This is a genomic window from Ruegeria sp. BHSA191 (genome assembly GCF_059613325.1).
Genome location: NZ_JBXWSH010000031.1, coordinates 1 through 11,515, shown reverse-complemented (window position 1 = coordinate 11,515; position 11,515 = coordinate 1). Strand labels below are relative to the sequence as shown.

The window sequence follows — 11,515 nt, the reverse complement described above, 5'->3', positions numbered from 1 at the left end:
CTTCAAGCTGATCCGCAACGCCGCTCTCGCCGAGTGGCGTAAGCTCTGTTCCGCCTAAGTTCCCGTGGTTATTGGGAAACTGAGACTGGTTAGAATCTGTCTGACAGCACCATCCGCAGCATCAGCCCCGGATGATAGCCGGGTCGACCCGTCGCAGCCGCCGAGGTCTGGAAACCCAATTCCGCCAAACTGAGCATGTCGACAAATGCATCAATCGCGCGGACAGGGCTGTTTTCACCCACATAGTCGCCCAGACATTCGGGCAGCAACATCGACTGCTGCCGGTCCACACCTACGATAAACTGCCCCATTGAATGCCTCCACATCAATTGCCGAAATCACACCATCCAACAGCCAATAAAGGGAGTTTTCACACAGCCTCTCCGCATCTCGGTCATAGCCCCGTTTTTTGTCTGGGTCCGGTCCTGGCAAGAGCAGACCTTCAGGCGCAAATCCTCAAAATTTCCATGACCAAAGACCGCTATCCGATACATTGCAGTCATCCGATTAAAACTCTCAAATGACCGGGTCGAGCCCACAGCAGAAGTCTTGATTCCTCGCTGCGCGCGCTCGCAGCACGAAAATTGCTGCAGGCGCTTAGATTTCGGCGCGGCATGGCGGCTATGAATCCGGCCATTCATTCGAGCTGCTATTGGGTTTGGAGCACGAACACACGGGTGACGGGTCCGATGCAATCAGGTTTGCGTGTAGCATTCTAACGTCAGCGCGGTGCTGATGCTTGGGTTCGGAGGGCGGCGAGGAGGGCAAATCATGCCTCGAGTCCAACTTCCTGCTGTCACCCCGAAACGTAAAGCCTGGAACAAGGGGCGGATCGTCGGCCAGAAGCGACCGCTGCTACCAAAACAGGTTTGGGCCATCCGAGCGCGACTGGAACTGGCGAACAACCTTCGCGATCTGACGCTATTTAACGTTGCCATCGACAGCAAGCTACGTGGATGTGATCTGGTCAGGCTCTCCGTGGTCGATCTGGTCAAAGAAGATCGCGTCCGAGAACGTGTTTCGGTCATTCAGAGCAAAACCAAGCGGCCCGTTCGGTTTGAACTGACGGAAAACACAAGGGAAACTGTCCTGGCTTGGGTCAAGTCACCCGAGATGTTGGCTTGCTCGTTCATGTTTCCTAGCCGCTTCCACGATCGACCGCATATTTCAACCCGTCAATATGGCCGGTTGGTGCACGATTGGGTGTCGGCGATTGGTTTGGAACCGAGCGGATACGGAACGCATTCGCTGCGCAGAACAAAAGCTGCTGAGATCTACCGGAAAACAGGCAACCTGCGCGCGGTTCAACTCTTGCTCGGTCATACGAAGGTCGATAGCACGGTGCGCTACTTGGGAGTTGAACTCGAAGATGCGCTTAGTATCGCCGAGAGTATTGGCCTCTAGACACTAGGCGTGCGGCTAGTGCCGTCCGTCTTTGCGGGCTGACCGGCCGCACACAGCGCGATTAACGTAAAGTTACCAACGCCGCCAAACGTCCTCTTGATGTCCGAACGCATCGGTTTTTCTGGACAAACTCTGGTTCGACTAGATTGGCAATAAACCGCATCGGCCAATCACTTGGATATCTAACCCATTGAATTACAGGACTTTACGGATGGCGGCGCAAAGCTCGGGGTGCATTGTCCAGCTCTCAGGCTTCTCGTCATGTTCGGAGACATCTCGATACCCAATGAGCGCGCTTCCATCCGAGCCCAAAGAAGGCCGTAAGGAACCTGTTCCCGAAGACAGATAGCTCGCAATTATACGGCCCAAGCTGGCGAGCGCTCTGTTGGCCGAGGTCGTGGACTTGTAATTGCCCGCATTAGCGACCTTCTCCCCTGTCAGCCCGTCCTCTTCCGCCAGCGACAACGCCATCAACATGGCGCGCTGAGGACGCGTCAGGTTTACAGAATGGAGCGCTTCCGCGTATTCGTCGGATGTTGGTACCTGGGTCCCTTTGCGAGGATCTGTTCTGCGATCTTCGGCCCTGCTGGCTTCGCGCGCATCGATGGCGGAATGCAATGCGATGATCGCAGCTTCTTCGGTCTCACCCGTCGCCTCGGCAATCAAGCCGCGCGCTTTCGTGGGTGGTTTGAGAAAGGCGCGAGCACCGTATGCGCCTGCGAGACGACCGGACTTGATCTGATATCTGCTATACTCGCCCACGCGGATCGCCTTAGCGGCTTCTTTACTGGTCTCCTCGGCCTTCGATTTCTTCGACATACCCTTGAAGACGTCACGTCCCGCATCTGATCTGTTTGGGGCTGTATAATCTGGCATCGGGCTGGTCCCCTGGGATGAGCAATTCGCAGTGCCGGTTCGGCCGATGCCAATCAGGCAAAAGAACTGCTACGTTAGGCAGCGGAAGAAGATTCAAAAAAGCAAGTGGCCGTTTGGCGATGGGGCGCCCCGAAGTAGCGCCCACTTGCAAAGATCAGGCGAGCGCGATGTTGGTTGCGCTTTCGCGGCCGTCGCGGCCGGCCTCCACATCGAAGGTCACCTTCTGATCGTCGTTCAGGGTGGTCATGCCCGACTTCTCGAGTGCGGAGATGTGCAAGAACACATCTTTGCCACCTGTTTCAGGTGCAATGAAGCCGAAGCCTTTAGTGGTATTGAACCATTTCACTGTGCCGTTGGCCATGTGAATTTTCCTTATTTGATCGCTACCCGCGACATGCGGCAGCCCGGCTTCTTACAACAGTGTCTAGCGCTGTGAGCCGGTAAAGGAAGACAGAGGGTCGAATGGAGTTCAGTAGCTATATATATGTGGTGGCCTCCCGGCAGAGTTACAAGGTGCGGGCTAACTGATCGCCAGTGTTTCCGTTGCCAAGTGAGCTTCTATCCCCTAAAGATCACAAGCTGCTGGATACCCTGGCAGCTAGAAAAGGAATGCCAGAATGTCGTTCAACGACTTGGCGAAGAAAGAGGCCGCCGACAAAAAGGCCTCGCAAGAAAAAGATACGAAACCGCAGACTGCAACCAAACGACCTCCTGAAGCAAAGACCGAGCCGACCGACCCAAAAACAGGTTGAGAGGCGTAACTGAGCATTCGGCTTCTCTTATCCAGCGTAAAGGGGTCGACATTACGAGCGTCTCGAAAGGTTGCCGCCAACGATGATCTCATTGATCAGCTTGGCAGTTGCCGTGTGCAATTTTCGCTCTGTTTCCGAACCTTGGGCATTTTCGTGGGCGGCTGCTGCATCGCGGAGAATGCCGACAATCTCGCGCTCCGGCAGCAGATTGCGATCTTGCAAGGCAAGTAGGAGGGCCTCACAAATTGACAAGGCTGCCATGCCTGCGGGGTCTTGTAGGTCTGACATCGGGCATTCCACTTTCGTTCGTTCTATTCCGACGGGGTTGGGTCTTGATCGTCCTAAACTCGCGAAGAGTTTGGTATTCCGTACTGATCGAAAGCAGTCTCAGCGCCGAACTCTCCCTGAAGTTTGCGCCGGTTCGGGAGGGACCGATAATGCACATCAAAGCCAGTCCACTCACCCAAAAGCTCTCCGCGTTCGTTGCACTGTCGGAGACTGAGCTGGCCGTTCTTGAGCGTTTGCACCAACGGAGGAAGTCTTTCTCTGCTGGGCGCGACTTGGTTCACCAGGGCCAATCCGAACAGGCAGCATACATCCTGGCGGCAGGCTGGGTCGTTTCTTACAAGATACAGGCTGACGGGACGCGGCAGATCGTCGACTTCCAGATACCGGGGGATTTTCTGGGGCTGCGCAGCGTTCTTTTGCACACGTCCGATCATGGGATTGAGCCAATCGTCCAGATCGAAGCTGCGGAGGTTCTGGTGAGCGATCTTCTGAATGCCTTCGCTGAGACACCCAGGCTGGCCACAGCCGTTCTCTGGGCCGTGTCGCGCGACGAGGCGATGGTCGTCGAGCATCTTGTTGGGCTGGGGCGGCGCGATGCGGATGCACGCATGGCCCATTTCCTGCTGGAGCTTGGCGTGAGACTGTCGCTTGTCGGAATGGGAAGCAGGGAAGGTTATGCCTGTCCGCTCACGCAATACCATCTGGCTGATGCGTTGGGGTTAAGTGCCATCCACGTCAACCGCGTCCTTCGCAAACTCCGCGAAGGCGGGCTCGTCACGTTTCAGGGCGGACGGGTCACCTTCGATGACTACGCGGGGCTGGTTGCATTGGCGGATTTCGATCCGGCCTATCTCGATCAGTCGCGGCCTCTGTTGCCGTGAAAAAGCCGCCCTGAGTTTGGGCGGCCCTACAGTCTTTTCACAGGTATACCGACATTACATCAGTGCGCGGCTCGCTTGCTTGAGCTCGTTGTGGGCCTCTTCATCGTTTTCAGCTTCATGGGCCTTTTCAGCGGCCTGATAGTGCTTCAGCGCTGCTGCCTTCTTGGGGCCTTCGGGTGCCTTGTCCCAGGCAGCCTTGACGGAGGCCATGTGTTTCACGGTCTGGTTTTCTGCGGTTTGGTTTTCTTCACTCATGGAATTGCCCTTTCCTGGACGGTCCGAGGAAAAGAGGCGCAAAGAGCATACATTTTTAGGGACTGCACTGCATGTTTCCCGCGCCTCTGAGTTACTCGGAAAAACCCACCACGACCTGCGGTGGGCCGGTTCATCTATCCGGAGTCCCGGCACCTTCGCACTGCCGCAGGTTAGCCCGTCTGCGCCAGATAGTAGAACCACGTCAGAACACAGACTCCAACTAGGGCAATCGTTGTCCATGAGATCGAAATCTTAAGAGAGTTGCTGGTGCCTGTTTCGCATGGTTTCGAAACGCGAAGCGGCGCGCGTTTTGGCAGCAGCAAAACCAGCTTTGCCGCTCTGCCCTCGCTTGCCAAAGCCAGCGCCGGAATATCGGTAATCGCTTCAAAATGCGTTGTCAGCCGAACTTGCGCGTCCTCCTGAGCCAAACGTGCAAGCTCACGCGCCTCGGTCCAAGGCTCGAGGTCAAGGCGTGCAAGAGCAGACAAGACCGTCACGGCTGCACCGGTTCGGTCCTCCCCCAATTCCGCGAAGAGGAAGGCATCGTAGTCACTGCCGTCCGGGTGAAGGACGTCTGAGGCGGACATGGGTTTCCTTTCGGCGTGAGACTGAGGCAAAGACTTGCAAGCAAGTGTTTGAAGCCGCGGATCGGCTTTGCCTCTCATACTGACAGAAAAGAACCCGACCAGGGCTAACCTCGATCAGCATCGCATTCCGAAGGTTCGCATAGTGTGCACTCAACTGCCTTGTTGCGACGAGGTGTTCTTTTCGACGCGTGCAATGGTGGCGGCGGTGGAAAGTCCAGCATTCTATTCAATGGAGACCCGGGATGCTCACGCGTTCGACCAGATCAATGGTGACGTTTTCAAACGACTTCACGATTGGCGACAACCAGCGGGAGCTTCCAGCCGGAACGTATGAAATCGTTGTTGAGGAAGAACCAATACAAGGCCTTAGCTTCGAGGCTTACCGGCGCACAGGGACATACCTGATGGTCCGGGGGCGCGGCAGCAATGCGGGTCAAACGACGATGCAAATGACCACAAAGGAGGAACTCGAACAAGCGATGGCATGTGATCGAGCACTCTCCGAAACCACCAATGACAGCGAAGCGGCGCTTTCCCCGCAAAAGGACACGACATGACAACACCTGAATGGCTAAAACCCGGCATTTACGGCGCGCTTCTTGGCGCGGCGTTTGTCGGCATCGTTGGATTTTCCTGGGGCGGCTGGGTGACCGGTGGCGGCGCAGAGGAGATGGCCAACAAGATGGCGAAAGAGGAAGTGATCGCGGCGCTCGTGCCCGTCTGCCTCGACATGTCCCGCGCCGACAATGAACGCATCGCAAAGCTCGCTACAATCCGCGAGGCATCGTCATTCAAGCGGCGCGACGCTGTCATGGAAACTGGCTGGGCGACGATGCCCGGATCAGATGGCCCGAACCGCGATCTGGCGCAGGCATGCATCGAAAGTCTTGAACTTGATGCATCGTAGTAACCTAAAACTCTCGCCCGTATCGTCCAAGAGCACCGTAGACGTGCTCGCCACGGTGAATTTCACGGAATTCCTTGCGCTCGCCTTTGTCGCGTTCATCGCGATCGGATCGCCGTCTTTCGCCCAATCTCAATCGGCCCCGATGCCCGCGAATGCCCAGCCTAAAAGCTATGGCGAGGGATGGGAGTGTGATCGTGGATACCGGCGTGACGGCGATGCGTGTCTTGCCATCCTCGTTCCGGAGAACGCCTATGCCACCAACCGGACCTATGGCAAGGGCTGGGAGTGTCTGCACGGATTTCAGGAGGTCGATGACGCGGCTTGTTTTGAGGTCGTCGTGCCCGAAGGCGGCTATCTCGACCCGTCGGGACAAAGATGGAGCTGCCTTCGTGGCTACATGAAGGTCGATGATCTCTGCCTAGAGATCGATCTGCCTCCAAATGCTTATCTTGTAGACAACACCTATGGGTCTGCTTGGCAATGTAACCGAGGGTACGAAATCGACGGCGACACATGCATTGCCATTGCCGTTCCCGAGAATGCCTTTCTGAACGGGGCCGGATACGGGCAGCCATGGACATGTGAGCGAGGCTACTTCGAACGCGATGACACTTGTGAGGCTGTCGTCGTCCCGGAGAACGCATACTTCGACGATGCGAGCTATGGTCCAGGCTGGAAGTGTAATCGCGGCTTTGCAGAGTCCGACGATGGCTGCACGGAGATCGACCTACCTGACAACGCGCATCTCGACAGATCGGGAAACCGCTGGGAGTGCCACAGGAATTTTCAGCGGTCGAAGGGGCGATGCGTCCTAAACGACTAACGCTCGCAATCATAATTGAAACACCGTTCACCCGCCCGAACACTTCATGTGATCGGATCCGGGAAAACCCGCTTGGCAAAGGAATAATCATGGAATCGGACAGTGTAGAAAACTCGATGACGAGGCTGTCAACAATGGGGCCGCAAGCTCCACCTGACATATCCGCATACCGCCAGCCTTACGGCAAAAAAGCTATAGCAAACGGTGTGCCCACAGCGGTTGTCTATTGCGAAGGGAACTTCGGGCAGGTCGACGGCAAGACCGCGAATGGGCTTGTCCGTCACAGCCAGGCCTACCGCATTCTAGCGGTCATCGACGGCCTACTTGAAGGGCGTGACAGCGGGCAGGTGCTGGACAAAGTGAGCAACGGCATTCCCATCCTTGAAGACCTCGAGGCGGCGGTTACGCGTGAAACTTATATCCCCGACACGTTGATTTATGGCATGGCACCCTCTATGGGAAAGATGTCACCCGCAGATCGCGAGGTAGTGCTGGATGCCATCGCACTCGGCATGAACATCGTCAGTGGTTTGCACGAATACCTCGGCGATGACCCCGAGATCTCGAGCGCCGCAGATGCGGCTGGCGTGACGATCCGTGATATCCGCAAACCCAGGCCAAGCAAGGACATGCGCCTGTTTGACGGAAGCGTGTCGGAGGTGAAGGCAATCCGCATTGCCGTACTCGGAACGGATTGTGCAATTGGCAAGCGGACGACAGCGACCATTCTGGCCAGGGAATTGAACACGCGTGGTATCAAGACCGTCCTCGTCGGCACCGGCCAGACGGGACTCATGCAGGGCGCAAAATACGGCGTCGCCATGGACGCCGTGCCACCACAATTTTGCTGCGGGGAACTGGAACGCGTGATTGTCGCGGCGTCTCACGGCGACGATCCGGACGTCATCCTGATCGAAGGGCAAGGCGCGCTCAGCCATCCGGCCTTTTGCACTTCGGCATTCATTCTGCGCGGCAGCCAGCCGCACGGTGTTGTTCTTCAACATGCGCCCAAACGCGCCCATCGCTGCGACTTTCCCGCCATGCCAATGCCCAGGCCGAAAAGCGAGATCACCCTCATCGAAGCTTTCGCTGACACACGGGTGATTGGTGTCACACTCAATCACGAAGCGATGACGGGCACCGAGGTTGATTGTGCAATTGACACTCTTTCAAGGGAACTTGGCGTTCCGGTGACGGATGCGCTGACCCGACCGGAAGTGCACCTCAGTGACATGGTCCTGGCCGCCTTTCCACAGTTGCGGCCCGTGCCTCTCGTGGCTGCGGAATGACCTCGCCTCGGGTGGAAATCGATCTTGGCAAGATCCAAGCAAACGCGCGATATCTTGTCCGCCGCCTTGGCGACCGTGGCATATCGGTTACCGGCGTAACCAAGGCATTCTGCGGGCATCCTGACGTCGCCGGCGCCATGCTTCGCGGTGGCGTTGTCGGTCTGGCCGACGCACGCATCGCAAACGTCGTTAGGATGCGGACCGCAGGGATTAATTGCCCAATTTCGATGATCCGCGCGCCGCTACTTTGCGAGATGGAAGACGCAATCCAGCATTGTGACGCGAGCTACAACACGGAGATGGACACAATCCGGAAGCTTGGCGCCGCCGCAAAGAAACTGGGTACCTCGCACGATGTTATCCTAGTGGCTGAAATGGGGGATATGCGCGAAGGCATTTTGCCGGAGAACCTCAACGAGTGCGCCGCTCGCGTCATCGCAACACCCGGTGTCGCGCTCAAAGGCATCGCTGCGAATTTTGCCTGCATGGGCAACGCGGCACCGACGGGCAGCGACATGGCCATGCTCTCGAGACTGGCCGACCAAGTCGAAGGCGCTTGCGGACCTTTTGTCGAGCTTGTTTCAGGAGGTGGCTCGGCCAATTTGCCATGGGCGCTTGGCGACGACTCATCCTGGCGAGTCAACAACCTCCGCCTCGGCGAGGCGATCCTGTTGGGCACCGACCCGGTGACAGGGCATCCGATCTCTGGCCTTCATACTGATGCTTTTGCCCTTTTTGCCGAGGTGATCGAAACAAGTCTCAAACCAAGCTCAATGCCCACAAGACCGAGTCCGCTAGAGTATGGGAAGCTCGAACTGGTTTCAAATGTCGGCCTACAAAACCGAGCTGTCCTTGCCGTCGGGCAGCAGGACACCGATACAAGTGGCCTTACGTTTCCCTCAGGGGTTATGTTCATCGGCGCGACAGGTGACCATACCGTTGTCAACACAGCCAAATCCACCGTGCCCGTTGGCTCCGAGATAAAAATGGGGATGAATTACAGTGCCCTTATGCGGGCGATGAGCGCCCCAGATGTCGCAAAGACCGTTCATGGCAAGCAAAAGGTGAACGGACGTTTCAATGACTGCGAGACCCAACATTACCTGACGCTGGTATGACGCCCAGTTGATCGACCGCGTGAACTACGAAAGTCATACCGCGCAGACTTTTCCGACACCGCGCCATCGTAATAAGGCCGGTCAATACACATGTACATGTAAGCCGCATTCGAGAATTCGAGCCTGATTGAGGCCCGGAAATTCCAGCGGAAAACCCGAAAAGGATGAGACTCATGTCTTTCAAAGACCTGACGACCAGTGCTGCTGCCATACTGAAATCCAAACCTATGGAACCGTTGAAAAAAGAACCGGCAATCAAGGCGCCGGACACTGCTTCGAAACCGGGTTCCACGGGTCCGAAGAAAACCTGAAGCATGCACCGCAAGGGGCTGGTTTTGCTCCATGCCGTGGAGCAGCAACTAAATTGAAAGGATCACCGGCAATGAACGACCAAACAACCAAGACCGTCGCGGTTTTTGACCGGCCTTTCAATCTTCCCGGCTTCGACGAAACGCTTCCTGCCGGCGAGTATGATATCGAGACAGAGATCGCCTCACCTCCCGATCACAAGGATCCCGTAGCCTGGAAGGCCTCAGTCGTGGTCCATCTGCATCCACGCCTGTCCCATCCGGGATTGACGCGAAGTCTGTCGGTGTCGCTGGCCGACCTCGACCTTGCCCGTGCGAGAGACAAACTGTCCGGCAAGGACCTCTCGCAGGTCTTTCTCGAGGACATGTTGGACGATCCGATGGTGCAACTGGTCATGCAGGCGGACGGGGTTTCGGAGGCGCAACTGCGCCATCTCTACTCGGGAACGCGAACGATACAGACAGACAAGGATGTGCTCGATCCCGAAACCGGAACCGAACCTATGCCATTGCAGGACCGTTCGGACATTCATGACGCCGAAAACGAAGGGATGTTGAGAAGGTCGTGCAAGCCATCTGTTTCCGAATGACGTCGAAGGCGCAATTTCACAGGTCAGATGCACGCGAGGATCCAATGCGATCACCAGTCGAAGACACCCTAATGGACCACCCCAGCCGCGCGCTTGGAGATGTGCCGAAGCTGCGATTCTGCTTGCGTTGTGATGCTTCGTTTTGGAGCGAGGGGTTCGGCCAGCGCATCTGTGCAAGGTGCAAAGGTACGACAGCATGGCGCGCGGCAGTGCCCGAAGGCGTCAGCAAAGGTCGGTCTCGCTCCGGCCGTCGGTCGACTTAGGTCTGCTGCATGCCGAAGATCACAATCGCACACACGACGACCTATCGCTATCGCACCGCCGTGGTCCTTGGACCACACAGGCTGATGTTGCGTCCTCGTGAAACGCGGGACCTTACATTGACGGCTTTCGATCTTGAGATCACGCCGAAGGCCGGCATCGACTGGTCCCACGATGTCGCCGGAAACGCCATCGCTATCGCCAACTTCGATGTCGCAACGGAGACGCTTTCGATCCAGTCGCACACAACCGCCATCCTGAACGCGCCAGACTGGCCCGTCTTCCCGATTGCTGCCTCTGCGACGTCCTACCCGTTCCTCTACTCCACCGAAGACTGGACAGATCTCGGGGCGCTTTCTGCGCCACAATACCAAGACGACGCAGGGGGCTTGTCAAACTGGGTCGAACCATTCGTGATGCACAGGCCAACGGATACCCTGTCGCTCCTGAAGGACGTCAGCAATGGCATCACAGCGCAGATCACATATGAGATCCGCGAGAGCGAAGGCACGCAAGGACCACTCGAAACTCTCGACCGGGGCTGTGGCTCGTGTCGCGACTTTGCGGTCCTCTTTGCCGAAGCTATCCGAACGCTGGGTTTCGGGGCGCGTCTGGTGTCCGGCTATCTTTACGACCCCAGTAATGACCGGCTCGGATCTGCCGGCTCGGGCTCTACACATGCATGGGTCGAAGTCTTCGTTCCCGGGGCCGGTTGGATCCCGTTCGACCCAACGAACAGGTCAGTGGGATCGGCCAACCTCATTCCGGTGGCCGTTGCGCGGAACATATCACAGGTCGCTCCGGTAACCGGCAGCTTCAAGGGAGAAGGTAACAATCTGCTCTCGATGGAGGTGGTTGTGTGTGTTGGGGATCAGTGATTACGCCGGTACGAACTGGACATCCATTCGCCGACTATCATGCGGCGTTCGGACGGCTAGCCCGGGTGCCCTTTTTGGTAGGGCAAAAGACCGCTTCGGCGAAAATGGCTGCAACGCGGCGAAACGTATGTCGCAAATGCGAGAGGTTTCTGCGTCAGCGAAAGCTGCAAGAGAATAAGTCCGCTTTGTCCTGTGTGGATGGCGTCTGCTTTGCAAGGACAAAATGCTCTGATTGCGCGGCTGGTCAGTACAGTCCTGTGTCCGGCCTTTGATTGCGGCATTTGCTTGAGCCGCTGGC

16 protein-coding genes and 1 pseudogene are annotated in these 11,515 nt (G+C 56.9%); 11 read left to right on the top strand and 6 right to left on the bottom strand.

The window, feature by feature from the left end; translation table 11 throughout:
* Nucleotides 1-104 precede the first annotated feature (104 nt).
* Nucleotides 105-311 (bottom strand): annotated as a pseudogene (locus AC2FNS_RS17880) (transposase); the annotation flags it as partial.
* Between the two features lie 460 nt (nucleotides 312-771).
* On the opposite strand from AC2FNS_RS17880, the gene AC2FNS_RS17875 reads away from it, so the two are divergent.
* A complete protein-coding gene (locus tag AC2FNS_RS17875) occupies nucleotides 772-1,404 on the top strand; it encodes a tyrosine-type recombinase/integrase (RefSeq protein WP_496797861.1) in 633 nt (210 codons plus the stop codon).
* 195 nt (nucleotides 1,405-1,599) lie between these two features.
* On the opposite strand, the gene AC2FNS_RS17870 is transcribed toward AC2FNS_RS17875, so the two are convergent.
* Together AC2FNS_RS17870 and AC2FNS_RS17865 are read right to left on the bottom strand one after the other, a co-directional pair.
* A complete protein-coding gene (locus AC2FNS_RS17870; RefSeq protein WP_496797860.1) occupies nucleotides 1,600-2,223 on the bottom strand; it encodes a hypothetical protein in 624 nt (207 codons plus the stop codon).
* Nucleotides 2,224-2,434: 211 nt separating this feature from the next.
* Complete coding sequence (locus AC2FNS_RS17865) at nucleotides 2,435-2,641, bottom strand: cold-shock protein (RefSeq protein ID WP_224825428.1); 207 nt, start codon at nucleotides 2,639-2,641, stop codon at nucleotides 2,435-2,437.
* 256 nt (nucleotides 2,642-2,897) lie between these two features.
* Here AC2FNS_RS17865 and AC2FNS_RS17860 point away from each other — a divergent pair, with 256 nt between their 5' ends.
* Nucleotides 2,898-3,032, top strand: a complete 135-nt coding sequence (locus AC2FNS_RS17860; RefSeq protein WP_496747218.1) for a hypothetical protein — start codon at nucleotides 2,898-2,900, stop codon at nucleotides 3,030-3,032.
* Between the two features lie 51 nt (nucleotides 3,033-3,083).
* Here the strand turns inward: AC2FNS_RS17860 and AC2FNS_RS17855 are convergent, their stop codons facing one another.
* On the bottom strand, nucleotides 3,084-3,320 hold the full coding sequence (locus tag AC2FNS_RS17855) for a hypothetical protein (RefSeq protein WP_496797859.1): 237 nt from the start codon (nucleotides 3,318-3,320) through the stop codon (nucleotides 3,084-3,086).
* A gap of 149 nt (nucleotides 3,321-3,469) precedes the next feature.
* Between AC2FNS_RS17855 and AC2FNS_RS17850 the strand changes: the two genes are divergently transcribed.
* Entirely contained in the window at nucleotides 3,470-4,201 is a 732-nt protein-coding gene (locus AC2FNS_RS17850; RefSeq protein WP_496797858.1) for a Crp/Fnr family transcriptional regulator, read from the top strand.
* 54 nt (nucleotides 4,202-4,255) lie between these two features.
* Here AC2FNS_RS17850 and AC2FNS_RS17845 read toward each other — a convergent pair whose 3' ends face one another.
* Both AC2FNS_RS17845 and AC2FNS_RS17840 read right to left on the bottom strand, forming a co-directional pair.
* Nucleotides 4,256-4,456, bottom strand: a complete 201-nt coding sequence (locus tag AC2FNS_RS17845) for a hypothetical protein (protein ID WP_496797857.1) — start codon at nucleotides 4,454-4,456, stop codon at nucleotides 4,256-4,258.
* A gap of 170 nt (nucleotides 4,457-4,626) precedes the next feature.
* Nucleotides 4,627-5,043, bottom strand: a complete 417-nt coding sequence (locus tag AC2FNS_RS17840) for a hypothetical protein (RefSeq protein ID WP_496797856.1) — start codon at nucleotides 5,041-5,043, stop codon at nucleotides 4,627-4,629.
* Between the two features lie 242 nt (nucleotides 5,044-5,285).
* Between AC2FNS_RS17840 and AC2FNS_RS17835 the strand changes: the two genes are divergently transcribed.
* The 8 genes from AC2FNS_RS17835 (at nucleotide 5,286) to AC2FNS_RS17800 (ending at nucleotide 11,217) form a co-directional block, all read left to right on the top strand.
* Nucleotides 5,286-5,600: a hypothetical protein gene (locus AC2FNS_RS17835; protein WP_496797855.1), complete on the top strand. Its 315-nt coding sequence runs from the start codon at nucleotides 5,286-5,288 to the stop codon at nucleotides 5,598-5,600.
* Nucleotides 5,597-5,950, top strand: coding sequence for a hypothetical protein (locus AC2FNS_RS17830; protein ID WP_496797854.1), 354 nt, complete (start codon nucleotides 5,597-5,599; stop codon nucleotides 5,948-5,950). The genes AC2FNS_RS17835 and AC2FNS_RS17830 overlap by 4 nt, the downstream gene beginning before the upstream one ends.
* A gap of 43 nt (nucleotides 5,951-5,993) precedes the next feature.
* Nucleotides 5,994-6,773, top strand: a complete 780-nt coding sequence (locus AC2FNS_RS17825) for a hypothetical protein (protein ID WP_496803935.1) — start codon at nucleotides 5,994-5,996, stop codon at nucleotides 6,771-6,773.
* Nucleotides 6,774-6,862: 89 nt separating this feature from the next.
* The gene (locus tag AC2FNS_RS17820; RefSeq protein WP_496797852.1) at nucleotides 6,863-8,062 is read left to right on the top strand and encodes an N-acetyltransferase DgcN family protein; all 1,200 of its coding nucleotides are present in this window, start codon (nucleotides 6,863-6,865) and stop codon (nucleotides 8,060-8,062) included.
* An 11-nt stretch (nucleotides 8,063-8,073) separates the two neighbouring features.
* A complete protein-coding gene (locus tag AC2FNS_RS17815; protein WP_496797851.1) occupies nucleotides 8,074-9,180 on the top strand; it encodes an alanine racemase in 1,107 nt (368 codons plus the stop codon).
* Between the two features lie 173 nt (nucleotides 9,181-9,353).
* Entirely contained in the window at nucleotides 9,354-9,491 is a 138-nt protein-coding gene (locus AC2FNS_RS17810) for a hypothetical protein (RefSeq protein WP_496797850.1), read from the top strand.
* 71 nt (nucleotides 9,492-9,562) lie between these two features.
* Nucleotides 9,563-10,078 (top strand): hypothetical protein, encoded by a 516-nt coding sequence (locus AC2FNS_RS17805; RefSeq protein ID WP_496797849.1) that lies wholly within the window; start codon nucleotides 9,563-9,565, stop codon nucleotides 10,076-10,078.
* Nucleotides 10,079-10,350: 272 nt separating this feature from the next.
* Nucleotides 10,351-11,217, top strand: coding sequence for a transglutaminase family protein (locus AC2FNS_RS17800; RefSeq protein WP_496797848.1), 867 nt, complete (start codon nucleotides 10,351-10,353; stop codon nucleotides 11,215-11,217).
* The last annotated feature ends 298 nt before the right edge of the window (nucleotides 11,218-11,515 follow it).

Excerpts from the sequence above, each read along its gene's own strand:
- AC2FNS_RS17845 (WP_496797857.1), bottom strand. The coding sequence starts at position 4,456 with ATGAGTGAAGAAAACCAAACCGCAGAAAACCAGACCGTGAAACACATG.
- AC2FNS_RS17865 (WP_224825428.1), bottom strand. The coding sequence starts at position 2,641 with ATGGCCAACGGCACAGTGAAATGGTTCAATACCACTAAAGGCTTCGGC.
- AC2FNS_RS17870 (WP_496797860.1), bottom strand. The coding sequence starts at position 2,223 with ATGTCGAAGAAATCGAAGGCCGAGGAGACCAGTAAAGAAGCCGCTAAG.
- AC2FNS_RS17860 (WP_496747218.1), top strand. The coding sequence starts at position 2,898 with ATGTCGTTCAACGACTTGGCGAAGAAAGAGGCCGCCGACAAAAAGGCC.
- AC2FNS_RS17805 (WP_496797849.1), top strand. The coding sequence starts at position 9,563 with ATGAACGACCAAACAACCAAGACCGTCGCGGTTTTTGACCGGCCTTTC.
- AC2FNS_RS17855 (WP_496797859.1), bottom strand. The coding sequence starts at position 3,320 with ATGTCAGACCTACAAGACCCCGCAGGCATGGCAGCCTTGTCAATTTGT.
- AC2FNS_RS17840 (WP_496797856.1), bottom strand. The coding sequence starts at position 5,043 with ATGTCCGCCTCAGACGTCCTTCACCCGGACGGCAGTGACTACGATGCC.
- AC2FNS_RS17850 (WP_496797858.1), top strand. The coding sequence starts at position 3,470 with ATGCACATCAAAGCCAGTCCACTCACCCAAAAGCTCTCCGCGTTCGTT.
- AC2FNS_RS17810 (WP_496797850.1), top strand. The coding sequence starts at position 9,354 with ATGTCTTTCAAAGACCTGACGACCAGTGCTGCTGCCATACTGAAATCC.
- AC2FNS_RS17875 (WP_496797861.1), top strand. The coding sequence starts at position 772 with ATGCCTCGAGTCCAACTTCCTGCTGTCACCCCGAAACGTAAAGCCTGG.
- AC2FNS_RS17830 (WP_496797854.1), top strand. The coding sequence starts at position 5,597 with ATGACAACACCTGAATGGCTAAAACCCGGCATTTACGGCGCGCTTCTT.
- AC2FNS_RS17800 (WP_496797848.1), top strand. The coding sequence starts at position 10,351 with ATGCCGAAGATCACAATCGCACACACGACGACCTATCGCTATCGCACC.
- AC2FNS_RS17820 (WP_496797852.1), top strand. The coding sequence starts at position 6,863 with ATGGAATCGGACAGTGTAGAAAACTCGATGACGAGGCTGTCAACAATG.
- AC2FNS_RS17835 (WP_496797855.1), top strand. The coding sequence starts at position 5,286 with ATGCTCACGCGTTCGACCAGATCAATGGTGACGTTTTCAAACGACTTC.